Origin of the sequence: Pantoea sp. IMH (assembly GCF_000599885.1) — a bacterium.
Taxonomy (GTDB): Bacteria; Pseudomonadota; Gammaproteobacteria; order Enterobacterales; family Enterobacteriaceae; genus Erwinia.
Genome location: NZ_JFGT01000006.1, coordinates 441773 through 465997 on the forward strand (window position 1 = coordinate 441773; position 24225 = coordinate 465997).

Sequence of the window (24225 nt, forward strand, 5' to 3'; positions counted from 1 at the left end):
ATTTGATTTTCGAACGAAAATAATACTGTGATGAAAATGGCAATTATGCACCATTTATAACTAAAAATATCCATACAGATCACACTGTAAGCAGTACAGGTACGGTATATCAATAAGTTAGTGAAAATCACTGCTTTTGTTCGAAATTTGATCTGCCCCACAATTTGCCATCAAACGATAGCGTATATTTTTATTCGAAAACGAAAGGTCGCAGAAAGCTACTCAGCGCTCCGGCCTGCGGCACCACAGATGACGAGGTGAGGATGGACATTCAGGCAATTAAACAGACAGCGCGGCAGGCCCGACGCTATGTCCTGCAGATGAATCATCGGGCCGGCAAAGGACATACCGGCGCCGATCTTTCAGAGGTAGATATCATCTGCACGCTCTACATGGCGGTGATGAACAGAGAGGCGGAAAGGCCCGATCAGGATCGCTTCATTCTTTCTAAAGGGCATGGCGCGGGCGGCCTTTACTGTAGCGCTGCCGCCATGGGGCTGATCGACCCGGCCGTACTGGATCAGTTTATGGGCGACGATACGCTGCTGGCGGGTCATCCGGTACGCCAGAAGCTGCCGGACCTGGTGGAGATCAACTCCGGCGGTCTCGGCCATGGTTTACCTATCGGTGTGGGGCTGGCGCTGGGTAATCAGCTCGCCGGTCGGGGCCACCGCCGCGCATTCGTCCTGCTGGGAGATGGTGAACTGGCTGAGGGGTCGAACTGGGAGGCGGCCATGTCCGCCAGTAAATTCAAACTGGATAATCTGATCGCCATTGTCGATCGCAACCGCCTGCAGCTGGCGGGCAAAACGGAAGATATCATGCCCCTGGAGCCGCTGGCGGATAAGTGGCTCGCCTTTGGTTTCGAGGTGGTGGAGTGCGACGGCCACGATCCCGAGGCGCTGATTGACGCTATCAACCGGCCATCAGCGGGCAAACCACGGGTGATCCTCGCCAATACGGAAAAAGGCCATGGCATCTCGTTTATGGCAAACGTCCCCGCCTGGCACCATGCGGTCCCGAACGATGAGCAGCTGGCACTTGGGCTGGCAGAGCTGGAGGAAAACTGATGCAAGATCTACGTGACGCCGTCATCGCCACCCTGGTGGAAGAACAGAATAATGGGGCCAACCTCAGCGTGATGGTGGCTGATTCAACCTCAACATCGAAAATCGCGCCCTTTGAAAAGGCTTTTCCTGACCGGGTCATCAACGTCGGTATCGCCGAGCAGAACATGGTCGGCATGGCGGCGGGCGTGGCCCTCAGCGGTCGTACCGTCTTCACCGCCAATGCCGCGCCTTTCCTGTTTGCCCGCTCAAATGAGCAGGTTAAAAATGATATCTGCTACACCGAAACCAACGTGAAAATGCTGGGCCTGAATGCCGGTTTCGCCTACGGCCCGCTGGGTGCCACCCACCACTGCACCAACGATATCGCCATTGCCCGCACGTTCGGCAACCTGCAAATTTTCGCGCCGGCGGATGCGGTGCAGGCAAGCGCCATCGCCCGCTACGCCATTGCGCACAACGGCCCGGTTTATATCCGTATGGACAGCGACAAAGTGCCGGTGCTGCACGACGACGATTATCGTTTCGAGCCGGGCAAGCCTGAGATTTTGCAGCAGGGCGAAGGGACGGTCGTTTTCTGCCTGGGCACGCTGGCGCACGAGGCGCTGGCGGCGAAGGACTCGCGCATCACTATCGTCTCACTGCCTTCTTTATGGCCGCTTGATGAAGCGGCGGTGGTAGCGCTGATTGCCCGTCACCAGCAGGTGATCACCATGGAGGAGCATGTTCTGAGCGGCGGTCTGAGCAGCATTATTGGTGAAATCCTGCTGCGTCACGGGCTGCGCCAGCGCTTTACGCCGCTCGGCATCCCGGCGTATGAGTTCACCCACAGCAGCAGCCGCGCCGCGCTGCGCCGGCAGTTCCGTATTGATGCCGAAGGGCTGAAAAGTACGCTGAACCAGGCCGCCGCCGCCTGAGGAGAGAACGATGAGCAATGAATATGACGTAAATCTGCGCTACGGCGTCGATACCAACATGGATCTGAGTGGCAAGGTGGCGATCGTGACCGGCGGCCTCGGTGGTATCGCGATGGCCAGCAACCAGATGCTGCTGGAAAAGGGCGCCCGGCTGGCGCTGCTTTACCCCGCTTTCGAACAGGCTAAGGTCAGCGACGTGGCCGGTCAGTTTGACAGCGAGCGCGTGCAGTTTGTGGTCTGCGACGTCACCGATCCTGACTCAGTAGAACAGGCCGTCTCCCAGGTGGAAGCGCACTATGGACAGATCGATATCCTGGTGAACTGCGCGGGCTACGTGATGTTGCAACCGGTGCTGGAAACGGACTTCAGCGAATGGCAGAAGCAGATCGCAGTCAATCTGACCGGGCCGTTTCTCTGTTCACAGGCGGTGGCAAAGCGGATGGTGAAGGCGGGGCGCGGCGGCAAAATTATCAATATCGCCTCGCAGGCCGCCTCCATCGCCATCGACAATCACGTTGCCTACACGTCGGCGAAGGCAGGCCTGCTGGGAATGACCAAAGTGATGGCGAAGGAGTTCGCGCCGCACAAAATCAACGTTAACACCCTGTCGCCGACGGTTGTGCTGACGCCAATGGGGGAAAAAGCCTGGCGCGGTGAAAAAGGCGACGCCATGAAGCAGTTAATCCCCTTAGGCCGCTTCGCCTATACCGATGAAATTGCCGCCGCCGTGCTCTTTTTCGCCAGCAACGGCAGCGACATGATCACCGGCGCCGACCTGATGATCGATGGCGGCTTCACTATCTGGTAAAGCCGAAAAATAGTGTTCCAGCTCGTGTCGTACCCTACAAAACCGATAACAACAGAGAGAGAGAACATCTTATGAAAATCCGTTTAACGTTGTTAGCCCTTGCCACAGCCTGCGTTTTCTCACCTGCGGTGCTGGCCGCAGAGAAAGGCACCATTATGATCCTGGTGAACTCGCTGGATAACCCTTATTACGCTTCCGAAGCCAAAGGGGCCAATACCCAGGCTCAGGCGCTGGGCTATAAAACCACGGTGCTTTCCCACGGGGAAGATGTGAAAAAACAGAGCGAACTGATCGATGCCGCGATCGGTAAAAAGGTACAGGGAATTATTCTCGATAACGCTGACTCCACCGCCAGCGTGGCGGCGATAAAAAAGGCGAAAGACGCAGGTATTCCCGTGGTGCTGATTAACCGCGAAATCCCGGTCGATGACGTGGCGCTGGCGCAGATCACCCATAACAACTTCCAGGCCGGTTCCGACGTGGCGAACGTCTTCGTTGAGAAAATGGGCGAGCAGGGCAAATACGCCGAGCTGACCTGCAATCTGGCGGACAATAACTGCGTGACCCGCTCCAAATCTTTCCATCAGGTGCTCGATCAGTACCCCGATATGCAGAGCGTGGCGAAACAGGATGCCAAAGGCACCCTGATCGATGGCAAACGCATTATGGACAGCATTTTACAGGCGCACCCTGACGTGAAAGGTGTTATTTGCGGCAACGGTCCGGTGGCGCTGGGCGCTATCGCCGCGCTGAAAGCGGCGGGACGCGATGATGTGATCGTGGTCGGCATTGACGGCAGCAACGAGGAGCGTGACGCGGTTAAGGCGGGAACGCTTAAGGCGACCGTCATGCTCCAGGCCCAGGCGATTGCCGCTCAGGGCGTCACCGATCTCGACAACTACATTCAGAAAGGCACCAGCCCGGCCAAACAGCGCGTGATGTTCCGCGGCATTCTGATCGATCAACAGAACGCCAGCAAGGTGCAGGATTTCAATTTCAAATCCTGACGGATAACCCTCACGACACTGGCGCCTCCAGGCGGAGGCGCGAAGGAGAAGCGTTATGACCAGGCGAATCTGGCTGGCAACGACACTGTTACTGCTCGGCGGCTGCCGCATCGTCTCCCAGCAGGAGCTGGCCGATCTGAAAAATCCCCCTAATCCTCATCTGGCGGATGTCAGCAGCGTTTACGCCAGCAAAATCGTCCCGCAGGTAGTTAGCGAGGCCAGACCGCTTAATGAACTGATGCAGGCGCTGGCGGCGGCAAAAGATGTCGACAGCGCCTGTCAGCAGCTGGGCTACCGCAGCCAGGCTGAGAACCCCTGCGTCTTCAGCGTAAAGGTGGCGGGAACCGTGACAGAGGTCAATACCACTTCCCGCAGTGGAAAAATGACGCTGAAACAGGTCGACGGCCAGACGGTGAAAGTACAGATCGGTCCAATCATTCGCGGCACCGCGCTGCGTGATGCCTATCGGGGCGCGAGCTATCAGGATTTCAACGATCAGGTGTTGTTTGGCGATTATGGCAAAGCTATCAATGCGCTGGCCGCTGACGAAATCGAAAAACTGCAGCCGAAAGTGGGTGACCGGGTAGAGGTGAACGGCGTGTTCAGCAGTTGGGATCTGCCGCAGCGCGCGCCAGATATCACGCCGGTGCGCGTGGTGCGAGAGGGAGGTGGTGACAATGGTGCACAGTGAAGCCGACAACCTGACGCCGGTCAGCGACCAGCCGGAAGTCATTATCGAAACCCGCAACGTATCGCGGCTCTATCCGGGCGTCACCGCGCTCGATCAGGTGAATTACCGGGTTTACCGCAACAAGGTTAACGTCCTGATTGGCGAAAACGGCGCGGGCAAGTCCACCATGATGAAGCTGCTGGCCGGCGTGGAGGTGCCTTCCTCGGGCCAGATCCTGCTGGATGGCGAGCCGGTCACGCTGGGGTCGACGCAGCAGGCGGAGAAACACGGTATCAGCATTATTTTCCAGGAGCTGAACCTCTTTCCCAATATGAATGTGATGGACAACATTTTTATCGGCAACGAGTTTTTTCAGCGCGGGAGAATTAATGAGAAATATCAGTACCAGCTGGCCAGAGCGCTGCTTGAACGGCTGGAGCTGGATGTGGACCCCTATGCGGCGCTGAATGAGCTGGGGATCGGCCACCAGCAGCTGGTGGAGATTGCCCGCGCGCTCTCCAAGGACACCCGCGTGCTGATCATGGATGAGCCTACCTCCGCGCTCAGCCAGTCAGAAGTTAAGATCCTCTTTAACGTGATTGAAGCGCTGAAGCGGCGGGGTGTCACCATCATCTATATCTCGCACCGCCTTGAGGAGCTGATGGAGATAGGTGACCACATCACGATTTTCCGCGATGGCCGTTTTATCTGTGAGCGCGATGTGCGCGACGCCAGCGTGCCCTGGATCATTGAGCAGATGGTAGGCGACAAGAAAAAGCACTTTGATTATCAGGCGGCTGAACAGCATGAAACGGTACTTGAGGTCAGCGGCCTGACCGCGCTGGCACAGAACGGCGGCTATAAGCTCAATGACATCTCGTTCAGCCTGCGCAAGGGCGAGGTGATTGGTATATACGGCTTGCTGGGCGCGGGACGTACCGAACTTTTCAAAGGGATGATCGGCCTGATGGCCTGTCAGAGCGGCAGCGTCAGCCTTAACGGGGAGCCGCTGGCGGGGCGCAACTTCCAGTACCGGCTGAAAAAAGGGCTGGCGCTGGTCCCGGAGGATCGTAAAGGCGAAGGGGTGATCGAACTGATGTCCATCCGGACCAATATGACCCTCAGTGATTTAAGCCTGAAAGGATTTCGCCGGGCGCTTGCTCCGCTGCGTCCGCAGCAGGAGGAAGAGAGCGTTAATCAGATGATCCAGCGGCTGGCGATAAAAGTCAGTGACGCGGAGCTGCCGATCACCTCGCTGAGCGGCGGCAACCAGCAAAAAGTGGTGCTGGGTAAAGCGCTGATGACCCGGCCAGAAGTGGTCCTGCTTGACGAACCCACCCGCGGCATTGATGTCGGTGCCAAAACGGATGTTTATCACCTGATCGGTTCCATGGCCCGCGAAGGGCTGGCCGTAATGTTCTCCTCCTCGGAACTGGATGAGGTGATGGCGCTGGCCGACCGCGTTCTGGTGATGGCGGATGGAAAAATTACCGCCGATTTAACCCGGAAAGACGCGACGCGGGAAAAACTGATCGTCGCCTCCACGCCGCACGATTAATCAGGCATTTGCTCCCTCCCGCAAGGGACGTTGAGGAACACACCATGAATCAGAAATACCTGCTCTATATGTACCTGCTTAAGGCGCGCACTTTTATTGCGCTGCTTATCGTGATCGGCTTCTTCAGCGTGATGGTGCCGAACTTTCTGACCCCGTCCAACCTGCTGATTATGACTCAGCATGTGGCGATCACCGGCCTTCTGGCGATCGGTATGACGCTGGTGATCCTGACCGGCGGCATCGATCTTTCCGTCGGCGCGGTCGCCGGGATCTGCGGCATGGTCGCCGGTGCGCTCCTGACCAGCGGCATCCCCATCTGGGGTGGCAATATTCTGTTTCTGAACGTGCCTGAGGTGATCCTGGTTGTGGCGTTGTTCGGCATTGTTGTCGGTTTAATCAACGGAACGGTGATTACACGGCTGGGCGTAGCCCCCTTTATCTGTACGCTGGGGATGATGTATATAGCACGCGGCGCGGCGCTGCTTTTCAATAATGGCGGCACCTACGCTAACCTGGTGGGCGAGCCTGCGCTGAACAATACCGGCTTCGCCTTCCTCGGTTCCGGCACGCTGCTGGGCATCTATATTCCGATCTGGCTGATGGTCGCTTTCCTGCTGCTGGGGCTTTACATCACCCGGAAAACGCCGCTGGGACGCTATATCTACGCCAGCGGCGGTAATGAGTCGGCAGCGCGTCTGGCGGGTGTGCCCATCGTGAAGGTAAAGATCTTCGTCTACGCCTTCTCTGGCCTCTGTGCAGGGCTGGTCGGCCTGGTAGTCGCCTCACAGCTGCAAACGGCACACCCGATGACCGGCAATATGTTCGAAATGGATGCTATCGGCGCGACGGTGCTGGGCGGAACGGCGCTGGCTGGTGGTCGCGGACGCGTGTCTGGATCAATTATCGGCGCGTTTGTGATTGTTTTCCTCGCGGACGGCATGGTGATGATGGGCGTCAGTGATTTCTGGCAAATGGTGATCAAAGGGCTGGTGATCGTGACTGCCGTGGTCATTGACCAGTTCCAGCAGCGTTTGCAGAGCAAGGTGGTGTTAATGCGTCGGCATGAAAAAAAGCAGGCGGCCGCGCCGCTCTCTGAGGTTACCCATGGCTAGAGAAGTGATCGTGGCGCTGGACGAGGGTACCAGCAACGTCAAGGCAGTGGCGATTGACGCACGTGGTCAGGTGGTGGCGAAAGCATCGCGGCCACTGACGGTCAGCACGCCGCAGCCGGGCTGGGTGGAGCAGGATGGTATGACCCTGCTGACCATGTCGCTTACCGTGCTCCGGGAAGTGATCCAGACGGTCGGTGAGAACCGGGTGGCGGCGCTGGCGATCAGTAACCAGCGCGAAACGGTGATGGGATGGAGCCGGTCAGACGGCAAGCCGCTGGCACCGGCGCTCACCTGGCAATGTTCGCGAACGGCCGCATTTTGCGACAGGCTGCGCCGCGACGGGCAGGAAGCGCGGATCCGCACCCTTACCGGACTGCCCATCGCGCCGCTCTTTTCCGCCAGCAAAATGCGCTGGCTACTGGATAACGTCGCCCAGGGAACGACAAGAGCGGCAAACGGCGACATCTGTCTGGGCACCATTGATGCCTGGCTGCTCTGGCACTTTACCGGCGGCAGGCAGTTCCGCTGTGACACCTCGAATGCGGCGCGGACCCAGCTGCTGAACCTGCAGACCGGCGACTGGGATCCGGAAATGCTGGCACTATTTGGCCTGCCCAGAGCCGCGTTGCCCGATATTCATCCCTCCTGTGGTCTGTTTGGCACAACGTCGGGTCTGGAAGGGGTGCCTGATGGCCTGCCGGTGATGGCGATGATTGGGGATTCTCACGCGGCGCTCTACGGTCATGGTCTGGGCGCACCCGGTGGCGTTAAAGCGACCTACGGCACCGGATCGTCGGTGATGGCGCCGCTGGTGACACCCGATACCAGCATTACCGAGCTGGCCACCACTGTCGCCTGGCATGATGGCAGCCAGCTGATTTACGGCCTGGAAGGCAACATTCCTCATACCGGCGACGGCGTAGCCTGGATGGCGCAGGCGACCGGCCTGACTGACGGTAAGGGACAGGTGCTGGCGCGAGCGCTGCACGAACTGCCCGCCAGCGTTGAGTCTACGTTAGGCGTTTACTTCGTTCCGGCACTGACCGGGACCGGCGCGCCCTGGTGGGACGATCAGGCGCGGGGCGTGATAAGCGGGCTGAGCCGGGGCGTCACGCCCGCCCATCTGATCCGCGCTGCGCTGGAGGCGATCGCCTACCAGATAGCCGATGTCATTCATGCGATGCGCCAGCATCCCGACTTCCATCTGCAAAGGCTGATGGTTGACGGCGGCCCGACGCAGAATCCCTGGCTGATGCAGTTCCAGGCCGATCTGCTGGGCTGTCCGGTTGCCCGCAGCAGCACGCCGGAACTTTCCGCGCTTGGCGCAGGACTGCTGGCCCGTAAAGCCGCAGAACAGCTCAGCGAGGATCGCCTGCGAACGCTGCTGCCTGAACATGAGATCTGGCTGCCGGACGAGGCCCGGCACCAGCAACTACAGCAATCCTGGCATGGCTGGCGTGAGGCGGTAGCCCGCACGCTCTGGCAGCCCGCCACCCCGTTGAACCAAGGAGAAAACTATGAACCGTAATTTTCAGGGAAAAACCGTGGTCATTACCGGCGCCTGTCGTGGCATTGGCGCAGGTATTGCGGCCCGCTTTGCCCGTGACGGCGCAAATCTGGTGATGGTCTCGAACGATCGGCGCGTGTTTGAAACCGCAGAGCGGCTACAGGCGGAAGAGGGCGGTGATATTCTGCCTGTTCAGGCTGATGTGACCGATGAAGCGGAGGTTGCCGATCTCTATGCCCGCGCCGCGGCAAAGTTCGGCACCATTGATGTCTCCATACAGAATGCGGGTGTTATCACCATTGCGCCCTTCGATAAAATGCCGAAAGCAGACTTTGAAAAAGTGCTGGCCGTGAATACCACTGGCGTCTGGCTCTGCTGCCGGGAGGCGGCAAAGTATATGGTCAAACAGCAGTCAGGCAGTCTGATCAATACCTCTTCGGGCCAGGGGCGACAGGGATTTATCTATACGCCACACTATGCCGCCAGCAAAATGGGAGTCATTGGCATCACACAGAGCCTGGCTCATGAGCTTGCGCCCTGGAATATTACCGTCAACGCTTTCTGTCCCGGCATTATCGAAAGCGAAATGTGGGACTACAACGACAGGATGTGGGGCGAAATTCTCAGCAGCGAGCGGAAGCAGTATGGTAAAGGTGAACTGATGGCGGAGTGGGTGGAGGGCATACCGCTGAAGCGGGCGGGCCAGCCGCAGGACGTGGCCGGGCTGGTCGCCTTCCTGGCGTCCGATGATGCGCGTTACATCACCGGACAGACCATTAATGTGGATGGTGGTCTGATTATGTCCTGAACATCAGTCGTTGCCGAACCGTCCGATCAGGCCAGTTGCCCCCAGCACGTGTCCCTTCAGGCGGTTCAGTAGCGCCTCGCGGTTCAGGCCATGCTCCAGCACGTTTGCCGGGAGATCGGTGGCAATCAGGGTAAAGTTATAGTGATGAACGCCGCTGCCTTTGGGCGGGCAGGGACCGTAGTAATGCAGGGTGCCGGGACTATTTTTTCCGCCGGTATAACCTGTTCCCCTGGTCAAATCGCCCTGCGCAAACTGGCTGCGTTCTGCCGGTATGTTATAGGCAACCATATGGTTTACCCCCAGCCCTTTAGCGCCTACCAGGTCGTCCATGGTCAGCACATAGCTTTGCGTTCCCGCCGGGGGATTGGCCCAGCTCAGCGCCGGCGAGATATTCTCGCCCGTACAGGCGGGTTTACCGGCGGCGTTGCCGGCAAATTTCTTGTCCAGCAGGGCGTTATCGTTGAAATCAGACGAGCTGAGCGTAAATGCGGAGGGCGCGGCCTGCGCCGCGGTGATGCCGCAGAGCAGCAGTGAAACAGAGAGCAGCATTTTCTTCATCGGGTATCCCTTAACTAAATGGCCTGCAAACAGCCTGGACGATAACCTGTTGCTTTGCCAACTGCCAACTGCCAACTGCCAACTGCCAACTGCCAACTGCCAACTGCCAACTGCCAACTGCCAACTGCCAACTGCCGGCTAACACCTGAACATCTCAGTTTCTTAACGCACCAGTACGCCAGCATTTCATTATCTCCCCCCTCACTGCCTCAACATCTCACTATTCTGATGCCAACATCCTGCATCCTGCCGCCGGATAGCATGTTCCAGCGGCTTCCCCGTTACGGGTTGCCCGTCGGGGGCTGAATTATGCTAAGGTAACCTTTCGCTAATTTTGTGAGATCGCTTACGTTTTCAGCTAAAAAACAGGTTGCCTGACGGCACGTTATAAGGTTATGAGCAGACTAAACGCCCTCTCTCCCGCATATTGCGCCCTGCTGGCGGCCCTGATCACGGTGCTGCCCGGCCTGCGCTCCGCCTCGGCGCTGACGACGCAAACCGTCGTTGCCGACGCCCCGTTCGACGATCCCGCCCGCTTCACTAAGCTTCAGAGCCAGCTTCCGGCGTTAGGCGGCGACAGCGATGCGGCGGCGCAGGCGCTGGAAAAGCGTATCGCGGAGGCGGTGAAAAGCATTGGTGAAGCCAGCATGAACAGCGACGATGATATTTCGCTGGGGGAGCAGGCCAGCCAGTGGGCGTTTACCCAGTTCCGCGATGAGGCGACCCGCCGTGCGGAAGATGAGGCGCAGCAGCTATTGTCACCCTATGGTCGTGCGGATCTCTCGCTGATGGTGGACGCGGAAGGGAACTTTAACGGCACCACGGCACAGCTGATCACGCCCTGGCAGGATAACTACGACTATCTGACCTTCAGTCAGTTGGGGCTTGAGCAGACCGACTACGGCCTGGTGGGCAACGCCGGACTGGGCCAGCGCTGGCAGGTGGGCGGCTGGCGGCTCGGCTATAACGGCTTTATCGACAGCCTGTTTGAGTCAGAACAGCAGCGTGGCTCGCTGGGCGCGGAGGCCTGGGGCGATTACCTGCGCTTTTCCGCCAACTACTATCAGCCGCTCTCAGGCTGGCGTAATCGCAACGCCACGTCGCAGATGCGCATGGCGCGGGGTTATGACATTACCACGCAGGGCTACTTGCCGTTTTACCGCCAGCTGGGCGTCTCGCTGAGCTATGAGCAATACCTTGGCAAAAACGTCGATCTCTTTAGCAGCGGTTCGTCGGCGACCAATCCCTCCGCCGTAAAACTGGGGGTCAGCTATACTCCCGTCCCGCTGTTCACCCTGACCGCTTCCCATAAAACGGCGGATACCGGCGAGACGCAGGATCAGTTTGGCCTGAAAATGAACTACCGGATTGGCGTGGCGCTGAGCAAGCAGCTCTCAGCGCAGAACGTTGCGGCTGCACACTCGCTGAGCGGCTCCCGCTACGACGCGGTGGCCCGCAGCAATACGCCGGTGATGGAGTTCCGTCAGCGTAAAACGCTCTCGGTATTCCTGGCCACGCCACCGTGGCAGGTGCAACCGGGAGAAACGCTGCCGCTGAAACTTCAAATCTACAATGCCAACCCGATCAAGGCGATCAGCTGGCAGGGCGATACCCGGGCGCTGAGCCTGACGCCACCCCCCACCAATACCAGCACGCATGGCTGGAGCATTATTATCCCCGCCTGGGACAGCTCACCGGAGGCCAGCAATGAATACCGGCTGTCGGTCACGCTGGAGGATGAGCGCGATCAGCGCGTCACCTCAAACTGGATAACGCTGAAGCTGGCACCGCCGGTGAGCCTGCCCGCCGGAAGCAGCACGGAGTATAACCTGATGGCACCGCTCGCCACCCCGTAAACCAGAAAACTGTCAAGCGGCCGTGGAAAAATAAATGTGATAAAACTCACAAAATAGTAGTGGGAAGCAGACGCGGAATTTGCCAGAATCGGCAAAAAACTGACTCACCTGCACATCATGATCGTCCGACCGCATCGCCACTGGTTTATCCGTCTGTTTGCCTGGCACGGCTCTGTGCTGCCCGGCATTCTGTTTCGTCTCGGCCTTAACTTGCTGATCTCCATCGTCGCTATCTTATTACTGGGATGGTACGAAACCCTCGGCGTCAGGCTTACTCTGGCTCCTTTCAGCCTGCTGGGCGTCTCCATCGCCATCTTCCTTGGATTTCGAAACAGCGTCTGCTATGCGCGCTTTACTGAAGCACGGCAGCTCTGGGGCGGGTTGCTGATTGCCTGTCGCACCATCCAGCGGCAGGTTGAGGCCATATCGCCTGCCAGCGGACCGCGTATCGCCGCGCTGCTGATGGCGTTTTGCTACAGCCTCAAGCATCAGCTGCGTCACACCGACGCACGGGCGGATCTGCACCGTTATCTGGGTGATGAGGCGGAGGAGATCCTGCCGCTGCGGGCGCGAACCAACGCGATTGAAATGAAAATCTCCCGGTGGCTCAGTGAACAGCGGCGGAGCGGGGCAGTTTCGGATGTTGTTTATACGCAGCTTGATAACAGTATTCATCAACTCTCTGTGGTGCTGGGTGGATGCGAACGCCTGGCCAGTATGCCGCTTCCCTTTGCTTACGGCCTGCTGCTGCACCGCACCGTCTATCTCTTTTGTACGCTGCTGCCTTTCGCGCTGGTGCCCGATCTCCATTACATGACGCCGCTGGTCTCGGTATTTATCTCCTACAGCTTCCTCTCGCTGGATACGCTGGCAGAAGAACTGGAAATGCCTTTTGGCTATGCGAACAACCATCTGCCGATGGATGCCATGTGTACCAACATTGAGATCAATCTGCTGGAAATGATGAACCAGCACAACCTGCCTGCGACGCCCGTTCCTGATGCCTTCTATCGCCTGACGTAAGCGGCAGGTACGCCTTCACTCAGGCGCACCGCCTGCATCCCGGATGGCAAGAGCGCCTGCTCCGACACCAGCGATGTGACGCACTTAGCGGCGGCTAATAGCCATATCTAGCCCTCATCAGAAGCAAGACAAGAGCGCCACATTTCTTGCTCTGCTTCGCAGTGCCGCTGGCTAAAGTAAGAGCTTCCTGCCTGAAAGCCTGTCATTTATCCGTAAAACCGCCATTGATGACGCCAGGATGACGGCTGACCGATTTTGGGGAGGCTGCGCCGAAAGGGGGCGCTTTTTGCCTCTTTTTGATACCTAATCCCGGCTTTGATCACAAAAGCGATATTTTATTTTACCTTTGCATAATTCTTCTCTTTTTTATGCCGGAACAGCCGCGGCGTGTCATGATTATTCACTTTTTATGCATTAAATATGCATAGCGTTATGCTTTAACTTATTGATATCAGGTGGCCTGACCGGGTTTATGCAATTTTTTCGCTGGCTGGCATGAACGCTGCAACATAGAGTGAGGATGAAATTAATCATTTTATTAACATAAATTAAACCTGAAATTTACCTGCCAGCGCGCAGTCCGAAGAGGCCGTTATGCAATCTGAAGTCACCCGTGAAGATTTTGACCGTTGGATCGTTCCGACCTATGCGCCCGCCAGTTTTATTCCCGTCAGGGCTGAAGGGTCCACGCTCTGGGACGATCAGGGCAGAAGCTACATCGATTTTGCCGGTGGCATTGCCGTTAATGCGCTGGGCCACGCGCATCCCGCACTGCAGCAGGCGCTGGTGGAGCAGGCGGGTCTGCTCTGGCATACCGGTAATGGCTACACCAATAAGCCGATCTTGAAACTGGCTAAACAGCTGATCGACGCCACCTTCGCCGACCGGGCATTTTTCTGCAATTCCGGGGCGGAAGCCAACGAGGCGGCGCTGAAGCTGGCCCGTAAAGTGGCCCATGATGGCGCAGGCGCAGCGAAAAGCGGCATCGTGGCCTTTAAGAATGCCTTTCATGGGCGCACGCTTTTTACCGTCTCGGCAGGCGGCCAGCCAGCCTACTCCGCTGATTTTGCGCCGCTTCCGGGGGATATTCACCATGCGGTTTATAACGACCTCGCCTCAGCCGCGGCGCTGATCAATGACAGCACCTGTGCGGTTATTGTGGAGCCGATCCAGGGTGAAGGCGGCGTGGTTCCCGCTGAGCCGGACTTTCTGCGCGGCCTGCGCGACCTGTGCGACAAACATCAGGCTTTGCTGATTTTTGATGAAGTGCAGAGCGGTGTCGGTCGAACCGGTTCGCTTTATGCCTATATGCATTACGGCGTGACGCCTGACGTGCTGACCACCGCCAAAGCGCTGGGCGGCGGATTCCCGATGGGCGCTATGCTCACCACCGAAAACTATGCCCGCTCGCTTGGCGTGGGTACCCATGGCACCACCTACGGCGGTAATCCGCTGGCGGGGGCGGTAGGCGGCAAAGTGATGGAACTGATAAACCGTCCCGAGGTACTGCAGGGTGTTGATGAGCGTCATCGCTGGTTTGTTGAAGCGCTGAACGAGATCAATCAGCGGCTGCATATTTTTAGCGAAATTCGCGGACTGGGCCTGCTGATTGGCTGCGTGTTGAATCAGGATTACAGCGGCCAGTCTAAAGCCTTCAGCCTGGCGGCGGCAAAAGAGGGGCTGATGGTCCTGATTGCTGGTGCCAGCGTGATCCGTTTTGCCCCTTCGCTGATTATCAGTGAAGCGGAAATCCGCGAGGGACTGGCGCGCTTCGAGCGGGCTTGCCGGACGGTAACGGAAGGAGCGAAAGTATGATGGTAATCCGTCCCGTTGAGCGTGACGATCTTGCGCAGCTGCTGGCACTGGCTGAAAAAACCGGCGGCGGCTTAACATCGTTGCCTGTCGACAGCGCCACCCTGGCAGCCCGCATCGACCGCTCCATTCAGACCTGGCAGGGAAAACTGCCGCGGGCGGAGCAAGGGTATGTGTTCGTGCTTGAGGAGTGTGACAGTGGCAAAGCCGTAGGCATCTGCGCCATTGAAGTGGCGGTCGGATTGCAGGACCCCTGGTACAATTTTCGCGTTGGCACCCAGGTTCACGCTTCGCGGGAGCTTAATGTCTATAACATCCTGCCGACGCTATCCCTCAGTAATGACCATACTGGCAGCAGCGAACTCTGTACGCTCTTTCTCGACCCTGACTACCGCAACGGTAAAAACGGCTATCTGCTCTCTAAATCCCGCTTTCTGTTTATCGCGGCCTTTCGCGACCGCTTCACGCAGAAACTGGTGGCTGAAATGCGTGGCGTCAGCGATGAGAAAGGACACTCTCCCTTTTGGGAAAGCGTCGGCAGCCGCTTTTTTTCCATGTCTTTCAGCGAGGCGGACTACCTCTGCGGCACCGGACAGAAAGCCTTTATCGCCGAGCTGATGCCGAAACATCCTCTCTATATTAATTACCTTTCAGCAGAAGCACAGGCCGTGATTGGCGAAACGCATTGCCAGACTTCACCCGCACGCGCCGTGCTGGAAGCGGAAGGGTTTCGCTATATGAATTACGTCGACATTTTTGACGGTGGGCCTACGCTCGAGTGCGATATCGACCAGGTGCGGGCCGTGCGGCAGAGCAGGCTGATGCGGGCGGAGCTGGGTGAGCAGCAGGACAGGACGCTGCCGCTCTGCCTGGTGGCCAACGAGCGCTATGAGACGTTTCGCTCGGCGGTGATCCAGGGCGATCCGCAAGCCGATACGCTGATTATCACTCAGGCAGAGGCGACGATGTTAGGTTGTATACCGGGCGATACCCTGCGTGTGGTAACCCTGAACTGTGAGGAGAATAAAGCATGACGCACTATATCAATGGACAATGGGTCACCGGCGCAGGTGACAACGTCACAAAAAGCGATCCGGTCAGCGGCGAACTTCTCTGGCAGGGCAACGCGGCCAGTAGCGGCCAGGTCGCCTCGGCGTGTGAAGCGGCACGTGCGGCATTTCCGGCCTGGGCGCGTCTCTCCTTCAGTGAACGTCAACAGATAGCGGAAAAGTTTGCCACGCTGCTGGAGCAGAACCGCGAAGATTTGACGGTCATTATCGCCCGCGAAACCGGCAAGCCGCGCTGGGAGGCGCAAACGGAAGTGCAGGCGATGATCAATAAAGTGGCGATCTCGGTAAAGGCCTATCATACGCGCACCGGTGAAACCAGTGACGGAGAAAGCTCCCTGCGTCACCGTCCACATGGAGTGATGGCGGTTTTCGGGCCCTATAATTTTCCGGGGCATCTGCCAAACGGCCATATCGTGCCGGCATTGCTGGCAGGGAATACCCTGGTATTTAAGCCAAGCGAACTGACGCCCGGCACCGCAGAGAAGACTGTCCAGCTATGGCAGAGCGCCGGTTTACCTCAGGGCGTGCTTAACCTGCTGCAGGGCGCGCGCGCCACCGGACAATGGCTGGCGCAGCATTCTGAGATTGACGGCTTACTGTTTACCGGCAGCGCGGCAACGGGCTATCAGCTGCACCGCCAATTTGCCGGCCAGCCGGAGAAGATGCTGGCGCTGGAGATGGGGGGTAATAACGCCTTAATCGTTGAAGACTTCGAAGAGATCGACGCGGCGGTAAATATCGCCGTGCAGTCCGCTTTTATTACGGCCGGCCAGCGCTGTACCTGCGCGCGGCGGTTGCTGGTTAAACGCGGTGCCGCCGGGGATGCTTTCCTGGCGAGGCTGGTGGAAGTGGCGGGTAAAATTCGTACCGGACGCTGGGACGATGAACCGCAGCCCTTTATGGGCAGCGTTATCTCCGTTCAGGCAGCCGAGCGCATCTACAGCGAATGGCTCGCAAGAGTGGATGCTGGCGGTAAAGTACTGCTGCCGATGCGCTGGCCTGAGCGGAACAGCGCGCTGCTGACGCCGGGTATTATTGATGTAACCCGTCTGCGCAACGTGCCGGATGAAGAGGTGTTTGGGCCGCTGCTCACGGTGATCCGCTATGACGATTTTGATGAGGCGCTGCGGCTGGCCAATGCGACCCGCTACGGCCTTTCCTGCGGGCTAATCTCCCTTCAGTCCGATCTTTTTGATCGCCTGTTGATCGAGGCCCGGGCGGGCATTGTAAACTGGAATAAACCGCTTACCGGCGCGGCGAGCAGCGCACCTTTTGGCGGCATCGGCGCCTCGGGTAATCATCGCGCCAGCGCCTTCTACGCCGCCGACTACTGTGCATGGCCGATGGCCTCGCTGGCCTCGGCCAGCCTTGCCCTGCCTGCCACACTTTCCCCCGGGCTGGACTTTAGCGAGACAGGAGAGGAGCGGTGAATACCTTTGAAGCGAATTTCGACGGGCTGCCTGGCCTGACTCACCACTATGCCGGTCTCTCCTTTGGTAATGAAGCCTCTACCCGCCATCAGCATCAGCTTTCCAACCCAAAGCTGGCGGCGCAGCAGGGGCTGATGAAAATGAAGGCGCTGGCCGATCTCGGTTATCTGCAGGGGGTGATACCGCCTCATGAGCGACCCAACGTGGCGGCGCTGCGTCAGATTGGCTTCAGCGGAACGGATGCACAGGTCGTTGAGAAAGCAGCCCGCCAGGCACCGCAGCTGCTTTCAGCCGCCAGCTCCGCCTCGGCCATGTGGGTGGCGAATGCCGCCACTGTCTCTCCTTCTGCTGACAGCGCTGACGGACGCGTTCACCTGACGGTCGCCAACCTGAATAACAAATTTCACCGCGCCTCGGAAGCGCCGACCACAACCGCGCTGCTGCGGGCGGTTTTTCGCGATCCGCACTATTTTGCCGTTCACGATGCGCTGCCTCAGGTCGCGCTGTTTGGGGACGAAGGCGCGGCTAACCATAATCGCTTTTGTGGCCAGCACGGTGAACCCGGCGTGGAACTGTTTGTTTATGGGCGCGACGACCGCCACAGCGGACTGGTCCCGGCCCGTTACCCGGCGCGTCAGACGCTGGAGGCCAGCGAGGCTGTTGCAAGGCTGCACCAGCTCGATCCGGAGAGAACGCTGTTTGCCCAGCAAAACCCGGCGGTGATCGATCAGGGCGTATTTCATAATGACGTTATCGCCGTCAGCAACGAGCAGGTGCTTTTTTGCCATGAACTGGCTTTCCTTAATCAGGCAGAGTTGGTTAAAACACTCTCTGCCAAAGTGCCGGGCTTCACGCTGATTGAGGTGCCGGACAGCGAGGTTAGCGTGGCAGACGCGGTATCGACCTATCTTTTTAACAGCCAGCTTCTCAGCAAACCCGACGGGAAAATGCGGCTGGTTCTGCCTGAGGAAGCGCGTAAGCACAGTGGCGTATGGCGCTATCTCAGCAATCTGGTCGAAAGCGGTGGTGCGATTGATGAGCTGAAGGTGTTTGATCTGCGTGAAAGCATGTGTAATGGCGGCGGGCCTGCCTGCCTGCGGCTGCGCGTGGTGCTGAATGAGGCTGAGCGCGCGGCGGTCAATCCTGCGGTGATGATGAACGACCGGCTGTTCGCCACCCTGAATGAGTGGGTTGAGCGACATTATCGCGATCGTCTGTCGCAGCATGACCTTGCCGACCCGCTGTTGCTGCAGGAGGGAAGGGAAGCGCTGGATGAGCTGACTAAGCTGCTAAACTTAGGGAATGTTTATCCTTTTCAGCAGTAGAAACGGATAAAAAGCGCCTGACGGCCCCTGTGGCTGGTTTGTCTGCCGGCCAGGGAAACGCATCCGCAACAAGGAGAAAGCATGCAGGATTTACTTAAGCTCACCCTCAGCGGCGGACAGCCCGACTCGCTCTCCGGCAGTAACGATCATCTGCAATGGCAGTGGCTCGATGAGGGGATTCTGGAGATGACGCCTCATACCTGCAGCGCGCAGGCGGTGGTGATTTCCGCCGGGATCCATGGCAACGAAACGGCGCCGGTGGAGATACTCAACGCGCTGGTCAGCCAGCTACTGGCGGGGGGGCAGCCGTTGATCCCCCGTCTTCTGGTTATCTATGGCAACCCTGCCGCACTCCGTGAGAATAAACGGTACCGCAGCATCGACGTGAACCGGCTGTTCGGTGGTCGCTGGCAGCAGCATGAAGATTGCTCTGAGGCCCGCCGCGCCTGGCGGCTGGAGCAGGCGCTGGAAACGTTCTGGGCGTCGGGCGATGGCGATGAGGTGCGCTGGCATCTCGATCTGCATACCGCCATCCGCGGTTCTTACCATTGCCGGTTTGGCGTGCTGCCACAGCGAGAGACGCCCTGGCCGGAGCCGTTCATGCAGTGGCTCGCCTGTGCCGGGCTGGAAGCGCTGGTGTTTCACCGGGCGCCTGGCGGCACCTTTACCCATTACAGCTCGCAGCATTTTCAGGCGGCAAGCTGCACCCTGGAGCTGGGCAAGGCGCAGCCTTTTGGCGCCAACGATCTCAGCCTGTTTTCAGCGGCTCGTGATGCGCTGGCCGCGCTGCTGGATGGCAGTACGCTGCCTGCGCCAGCAGAGGCGCCGCAACGCTATCGGGTTTCACAGCAGATCACCCGCGGGTCGGAAGCGTTCCGGCTGCATATGAGTAATGAAACACTCAATTTCACCGCCTTCCCGCAGGGAACGCTGCTGGCTGAGGATGGCAGCAAACGCTATTTTGTGCAGCAGGCCAGGGAGTACGTCCTGTTTCCCAATCCTGCTGTGGCGACAGGGCAGCGCGCCGGACTGATGCTGGTAGAGGATAACCAGCATAATGAGGCGCTGAGCTGAGCATCCTTTATCAGACGTTGCCGTAGGGATGCGGCATTCTGGCCCACATGGTCCTGACAATTCCCTTTCCCAATCCTGCCGGCTGCATTACACTCCTCCACAATTCCTGCATTAATCCTCTTAAATTCATATTTATTAGCATTTCCTCACGCAATTCTTCGCATTCTCTCCATGATTGGCTGCATTTCATCTTTTATGCTTTCAGGGCTTTACTCACCCTCTGGGTACTTGACGTTCAGCACAATAAACTTGTTTCCGACATCGCGACATAAGGTCGCTACCGAAAAAAACAGGAAGGAGATGATTATGCGTAAATTGACCTCAATCGTTATGGCTATGACTCTGGCTATGGGCGCGGCGAACATTGTTCATGCGGCAGCAGATAACATCACGCCGGCACCGGCAGGCGCAGAGAAAGCTGAGATGCATAAGCCGCCCCGCCACGGCGGTATGCATGGCATGTTTAAAGGGCTTAATCTGACCGATGCACAGAAAACGCAGATGCGCACTATCATGCAGGAAGCGCACAAGGACATGAAACGTCCTTCGCTGGAATCGCGCCGTGCGATGCACAGCATTATCGCCTCTGACAGCTTCGATCAGGCAAAAGCGGAGGCTGAGGCGACCCGGATGAGCGCGGATGGTAAAGAACGTGCGCTCAAAATGATGGAGACGCAGAATAAGCTCTATAACGTGCTGACCGCGGAGCAGAAAAAGCAGTTTAACGCGAACTTTGACAAGCGTCTGACGGAAAAGCCGCATCATCCTGGCAAAATGATGGAAAGTGAAGAATAAGGTTTAACGCCACCGGCAGAGACCGCCGGCGCTGCTCAGGGAAGCCCGGGCAGCGCCGGCGGTTTTTTGTGTGATTCAGTAAAGCGGAATGATGGGGTATTTGCCACTCAGAACAGGTTTGCAGAGGATTTTGTAGCCGTCGCTGTCAAAGCCCTTAGGGGTGGAGGTAAGATGGCGTGCCTCCGCCAGTTCGCTCACCGAGCCAAGATAAAACCAGTTATTGATGACATGAATCTGCGTCTGGCTGCTGCCTTCTTCCACCACGCCCACCGCACCTTCCCACGGCCAGCACATCACTCTGACGCGCTCAAGCGCATCCATCAGACGCTGATGGTGATCTTCAACCGGCTCTCTGCCGCAGCAGGCCCCGGCGCAGCGCCCAAGACTCGCCCGGAAGCAGGGGCGGTTTTTACCCAGGCTCTCCAGCCCCAGTAATCCCAGGCAGAGACGCTCCTCATCGGCGATGGTCTGGAGCTTTTCCAGCGCCGCACGGCGGCTGGCATAGAGACCAAACAGATTAGGTGTGTGGGAAAAATCGACCTCTTTGGCGTAAACCACGCTGGGCTTGTGTTGGCTGATATGCAGCGAACAGAGCTGGCGATTTTTACGCAGTCGTTTATTAAACAGCGGCTGCTGCACTTTGATCATCTGTGCTTCCAGCAGCAGCGCGCCGAGATCGCCAGCGGTGGTGATCCAGGTGACGTGCCTGGCCTGGCGCAGCATTTTTGCTTCATCCGCGGTACGGAAGTGCGACATGACCCGGCTGCGCAGATTGACGCTTTTACCAATATAGAGCGGCATCGTTTCGCTTTCGCCATGGAAAATATAGACGCCAGGCAGAGCAGGAAGCCCTTCAAGCGAAGGCCGAAGATGTTCGGGATACTGATAGATTGCCGCCGGTTCAAACTCCAGGCGGTGAGAGACGACGCGTCTGACCACTTTGTACTCCGGTTACTGTTTACTTATACAGTGTAACAGGCGTGCGCTGCATAAAAAAGCGTCGCTGCGACGAGCGCGGCTAAAAAAAGGGCGGCCAGCGCCGCCCAGTAGTTAGAAGGGGGTTATCTTTTCCAGAAATCGTCAAACACGGTGACCGGCGGACGACGTTTATGTTCCGTTTTCAGATACCAGCCCTCGATGGTTTTTGCCGCAGATTCATCCACAGTTTTTCCTTCCAGATACTGGTCAATCATCTCGTAGGTGACGCCAAGCGCGACTTCATCCTGCAGGCCAGGGCGGTCATCCTCAAGATCTGCTGTAGGATGCTTGAGATAGAGATGTTCAGGGCAGCCCAGCGCTTTCAGAAGCTGTTTGCCCTGACCTTTGTTCAGACGAAAGAGAGGGTTAATATCCGTTCCGCCATCGCCATACTTAGTAAAGAAACCGGTAAGAGCTTCAGCGGCGTGATCGGTACCGACCACCAGACCAGCGGTCATACCGGCGATGCTGTACTGCGCCTTCATGCGCTCGCGGGCTTTCTCGTTACCGCGCACAAAATCAGAGAGTTCCACACCCGCTTCCCGCAGCGCTTTTTCACTGGCAAGTACCGCTTCTTTAATATTCACGGTCAGGACGCGATCGGCTTTAATGAAATTCAGCGCATCCTGACAATCCTGCTCATCGGACTGAATGCCATAGGGCAGGCGGACGGCGATAAACTGATAATCGGCTTTGCCGGTCTCCTCACGCAGTTCGGTGATGGCCATCTGGCTCAGTTTGCCCGCCAGAGTCGAATCCTGGCCGCCGCTGATACCCAATACCAGCGAACGGACAAAGGGATGGGCAGTCAGATAGGACTTTAGAAAATCCACGCTGGTGCGGATCTCTTGCTTAACATCAATCGTGGGCTTCACGCCCAGCGCGTCGATAATTTCCTGTTGCAGTGCCATTTACCTCTCCTCAGATTCAGTGCCTGTTTCAGGCTGCAGGGGCGAAAACCTCTGCTTTAAAACTAACGTGCCGGACGCAAAACGACAAGGTTCAATCGCGATGTTGAGATGCTATCAGCCGGTTATTCAGGCAGTTCCGGCTTTTTTGCCAGCAGGGCGAACATGGCTATCGCCAGCATATAGCAGCCGAAAATCGTCAGGGTCATCGTCAGTACTGATGTGCCGCCCAGGCCGGTAATGGGGACGGCGATACCGCCCAGCGTAAACATGGTGACGCCCATCACGGCAGAAGCGCTCCCCGCCCGGTGCCCCTGGCTCTGCATCGCCAGCGACGCGGCGGCGACCCCGACGGCACCATTGCTGGCAACGCTGAAGAATAGCGTCACCAGCACGATGGGCAGCGGCGCGGCGCTCAGCCCTGCAATCAGCAGGCTGCCTGAGGAGAGAAAGGCGAGCGTCAACGCGCCCTTAACGACCCGATATTCCCCCCAGAGAGGGCTGAGCCGGGCGCTGGTCTGCGAGGCGAGGATCAGCCCGATGCCGTTTGCGGCGAAGCAGAAACTGAACGCCTGCGGCGACAGACCGTAGATTTCCTGCAAAACAAACGGCGACGCGCCGATATAGGCGAACATGCCTGACATCATAAAGCCCTGAGTCAGGCAGAAGCCCATAAAGGGACGATGCATAACAATCTGACCGAGCGCTGCCCAGGCTGAAAGGATCGAGCCCTTACTGCGCCGCTCCGGCGGCAGCGTTTCATGGAGCTTAAGCCGCGCCAGAATAAACAGCAGCACGGCGATGATCGCGATCACCATAAATAATCCCCGCCAGTCCAGCACGGCCATCAGCGCGCCGCCCATTACTGGCGCAGCAATAGGTGCCAGGCCGTTAACCAGCATCAGCAGGGCAAAGAACCGGGTAAGATCGTGTCCGCTGTACATATCACGCGCTATCGCCCGGGATAACACAGCGCCGCCTGCGCCTGAAAGCCCCTGAAAAAGCCTGGCCAGCAGCAGTTGATTAATGTCCTGGGCCATTGCGCAGCCCACCGAGGCGATCAGCAGTAAGAACAGCGACAGCAGCAGCGGATTAATACGGCCAAATTTATCGCTCATCGGTCCAAAAATGAGCTGGCCCAGACCCAGGCCGAGCAGCCCGGCGGTCAGACTAAGCTGTGCGGTAGCGGTAGGCGTGTTCAGATCCTGCGCCAGACCGGGCAAGGCTGGCAGATAAAGATCGATGCATAGTGGTCCGAGCGCGGCAAGGAGTCCGAGCGTAATGGCGTAGCCAAACCGGACAGGTTGTACAGGTGTCATGAATCCTCTGTCTTAAAAAGTTGTTCGTTAAGCTGTTGATAAAGGGCGTGAAGTCGCTCTGCTGACGCTTTCTGTGGCGTCAGGCGACGAAAGGAAGTGCCTTCGATCAGCACCGCAAGCAACTCCACGCTGGCCCGGATGCGTTCATCACTGAGCGCGGGATGAGCTTTTTTGACGCTCAGGCATGCCTGACTGAACATACGTTCATCCGCGTCGACCAGCATACGGGCGACGACGGGATTACGGGTGGCTTCTGCGGCCACTTCCAGCATCAGGGCATCATCTTCTTCGGCATGCAGCGCACGCGAAGCCAGCAGCTGGGGCAGATTAGCCACTGAGGCGGTTTCTTCCATATGCGCCAGCCTGGCGTCGATAATCCGCCTGACAATCTCCTCGATGATCGCTTCTTTATTGGTGAAGTAGCGATAGATTTGTCCCACGCTAAGATTCGCCTCTTCCGCGAGGCGCGCCATACTGGCCGCGTGAAAACCTTGCCGGCGAAAGCAGCGTCTTGCCGCCAGAATAATTTCATCCTGCCGCTGGCGATGGCGGGCATCACGGGCTTCGTTAGCCATTTTTATCCTTATCTGTATCAGAAATGCTGGACGCAGAGCGCTGAATGC

Annotated in this window: 22 protein-coding genes; 17 read left to right on the forward strand and 5 right to left on the reverse strand. The window is 57.9% G+C overall.

Annotated elements, in window-relative coordinates; genetic code table 11:
- The first annotated feature begins 263 nt into the window (after nucleotides 1-263).
- The 9 genes from EA20_RS0116520 (at nucleotide 264) to EA20_RS0116560 (ending at nucleotide 9454) form a co-directional block, all read left to right on the forward strand.
- The gene (locus tag EA20_RS0116520) at nucleotides 264-1070 is read left to right on the forward strand and encodes a transketolase (RefSeq protein ID WP_024967879.1); all 807 of its coding nucleotides are present in this window, start codon (nucleotides 264-266) and stop codon (nucleotides 1068-1070) included.
- A complete protein-coding gene (locus tag EA20_RS0116525; protein ID WP_024967880.1) occupies nucleotides 1070-1984 on the forward strand; it encodes a transketolase family protein in 915 nt (304 codons plus the stop codon). Before EA20_RS0116520 ends, EA20_RS0116525 begins: the two co-directional genes overlap by 1 nt.
- Before the next feature lie 10 nt (nucleotides 1985-1994).
- Nucleotides 1995-2792 carry a GolD/DthD family dehydrogenase gene (locus EA20_RS0116530; RefSeq protein WP_024967881.1) on the forward strand — a complete coding sequence of 266 codons (798 nt, stop codon included), beginning with the start codon at nucleotides 1995-1997 and terminating at the stop codon, nucleotides 2790-2792.
- Nucleotides 2793-2863: 71 nt separating this feature from the next.
- On the forward strand, nucleotides 2864-3799 hold the full coding sequence (locus EA20_RS0116535) for a D-ribose ABC transporter substrate-binding protein (RefSeq protein ID WP_024967882.1): 936 nt from the start codon (nucleotides 2864-2866) through the stop codon (nucleotides 3797-3799).
- A gap of 55 nt (nucleotides 3800-3854) precedes the next feature.
- On the forward strand, nucleotides 3855-4490 hold the full coding sequence (locus EA20_RS0116540) for a DUF2291 family protein (RefSeq protein ID WP_024967883.1): 636 nt from the start codon (nucleotides 3855-3857) through the stop codon (nucleotides 4488-4490).
- A complete protein-coding gene (locus tag EA20_RS0116545; RefSeq protein WP_024967884.1) occupies nucleotides 4477-6027 on the forward strand; it encodes a sugar ABC transporter ATP-binding protein in 1551 nt (516 codons plus the stop codon). Before EA20_RS0116540 ends, EA20_RS0116545 begins: the two co-directional genes overlap by 14 nt.
- Before the next feature lie 44 nt (nucleotides 6028-6071).
- Nucleotides 6072-7139, forward strand: a complete 1068-nt coding sequence (locus EA20_RS0116550; protein WP_024967885.1) for an ABC transporter permease — start codon at nucleotides 6072-6074, stop codon at nucleotides 7137-7139.
- Nucleotides 7132-8667, forward strand: coding sequence for an FGGY family carbohydrate kinase (locus tag EA20_RS0116555; RefSeq protein WP_024967886.1), 1536 nt, complete (start codon nucleotides 7132-7134; stop codon nucleotides 8665-8667). The genes EA20_RS0116550 and EA20_RS0116555 overlap by 8 nt, the downstream gene beginning before the upstream one ends.
- Nucleotides 8657-9454, forward strand: coding sequence for a glucose 1-dehydrogenase (locus EA20_RS0116560; RefSeq protein WP_024967887.1), 798 nt, complete (start codon nucleotides 8657-8659; stop codon nucleotides 9452-9454). Before EA20_RS0116555 ends, EA20_RS0116560 begins: the two co-directional genes overlap by 11 nt.
- A gap of 3 nt (nucleotides 9455-9457) precedes the next feature.
- Here the strand turns inward: EA20_RS0116560 and EA20_RS0116565 are convergent, their stop codons facing one another.
- Nucleotides 9458-10012: a YbhB/YbcL family Raf kinase inhibitor-like protein gene (locus EA20_RS0116565; RefSeq protein WP_024967888.1), complete on the reverse strand. Its 555-nt coding sequence runs from the start codon at nucleotides 10010-10012 to the stop codon at nucleotides 9458-9460.
- Between the two features lie 395 nt (nucleotides 10013-10407).
- Here EA20_RS0116565 and EA20_RS0116570 point away from each other — a divergent pair, with 395 nt between their 5' ends.
- The 8 genes from EA20_RS0116570 to spy all read left to right on the forward strand — a co-directional run bounded on the left by EA20_RS0116570 (nucleotide 10408) and on the right by spy (nucleotide 20397).
- Entirely contained in the window at nucleotides 10408-11868 is a 1461-nt protein-coding gene (locus EA20_RS0116570; RefSeq protein ID WP_024967889.1) for a YchO/YchP family invasin, read from the forward strand.
- A gap of 117 nt (nucleotides 11869-11985) precedes the next feature.
- Nucleotides 11986-12891, forward strand: a complete 906-nt coding sequence (locus EA20_RS0116575) for a bestrophin family protein (RefSeq protein ID WP_024967890.1) — start codon at nucleotides 11986-11988, stop codon at nucleotides 12889-12891.
- A 594-nt stretch (nucleotides 12892-13485) separates the two neighbouring features.
- Nucleotides 13486-14706, forward strand: a complete 1221-nt coding sequence (locus EA20_RS0116580) for an aspartate aminotransferase family protein (protein ID WP_024967891.1) — start codon at nucleotides 13486-13488, stop codon at nucleotides 14704-14706.
- The gene (astA, locus tag EA20_RS0116585) at nucleotides 14703-15737 is read left to right on the forward strand and encodes an arginine N-succinyltransferase (RefSeq protein ID WP_024967892.1); all 1035 of its coding nucleotides are present in this window, start codon (nucleotides 14703-14705) and stop codon (nucleotides 15735-15737) included. Before EA20_RS0116580 ends, astA begins: the two co-directional genes overlap by 4 nt.
- Nucleotides 15734-17203 (forward strand): succinylglutamate-semialdehyde dehydrogenase, encoded by a 1470-nt coding sequence (gene astD / locus EA20_RS0116590; RefSeq protein ID WP_024967893.1) that lies wholly within the window; start codon nucleotides 15734-15736, stop codon nucleotides 17201-17203. Before astA ends, astD begins: the two co-directional genes overlap by 4 nt.
- On the forward strand, nucleotides 17200-18528 hold the full coding sequence (gene astB, locus EA20_RS0116595) for an N-succinylarginine dihydrolase (protein ID WP_024967894.1): 1329 nt from the start codon (nucleotides 17200-17202) through the stop codon (nucleotides 18526-18528). The genes astD and astB overlap by 4 nt, the downstream gene beginning before the upstream one ends.
- Nucleotides 18529-18609: 81 nt before the next feature.
- Nucleotides 18610-19602, forward strand: a complete 993-nt coding sequence (astE, locus tag EA20_RS0116600; protein WP_024967895.1) for a succinylglutamate desuccinylase — start codon at nucleotides 18610-18612, stop codon at nucleotides 19600-19602.
- 306 nt (nucleotides 19603-19908) lie between these two features.
- A complete protein-coding gene (gene spy, locus EA20_RS0116605) occupies nucleotides 19909-20397 on the forward strand; it encodes an ATP-independent periplasmic protein-refolding chaperone Spy (RefSeq protein WP_024967896.1) in 489 nt (162 codons plus the stop codon).
- A 75-nt stretch (nucleotides 20398-20472) separates the two neighbouring features.
- Here the strand turns inward: spy and cho are convergent, their stop codons facing one another.
- The 4 genes from cho to EA20_RS0116625 form a co-directional block, all read right to left on the reverse strand.
- Nucleotides 20473-21336, reverse strand: coding sequence for an excinuclease Cho (gene cho, locus EA20_RS0116610; RefSeq protein WP_024967897.1), 864 nt, complete (start codon nucleotides 21334-21336; stop codon nucleotides 20473-20475).
- Between the two features lie 122 nt (nucleotides 21337-21458).
- Complete coding sequence (gene nadE, locus EA20_RS0116615; protein WP_024967898.1) at nucleotides 21459-22286, reverse strand: ammonia-dependent NAD(+) synthetase; 828 nt, start codon at nucleotides 22284-22286, stop codon at nucleotides 21459-21461.
- Between the two features lie 122 nt (nucleotides 22287-22408).
- Nucleotides 22409-23602 carry a multidrug effflux MFS transporter gene (locus EA20_RS0116620; protein ID WP_024967899.1) on the reverse strand — a complete coding sequence of 398 codons (1194 nt, stop codon included), beginning with the start codon at nucleotides 23600-23602 and terminating at the stop codon, nucleotides 22409-22411.
- Nucleotides 23599-24177: a TetR/AcrR family transcriptional regulator gene (locus tag EA20_RS0116625; RefSeq protein ID WP_024967900.1), complete on the reverse strand. Its 579-nt coding sequence runs from the start codon at nucleotides 24175-24177 to the stop codon at nucleotides 23599-23601. Before EA20_RS0116625 ends, EA20_RS0116620 begins: the two co-directional genes overlap by 4 nt.
- Nucleotides 24178-24225 lie beyond the last annotated feature (48 nt).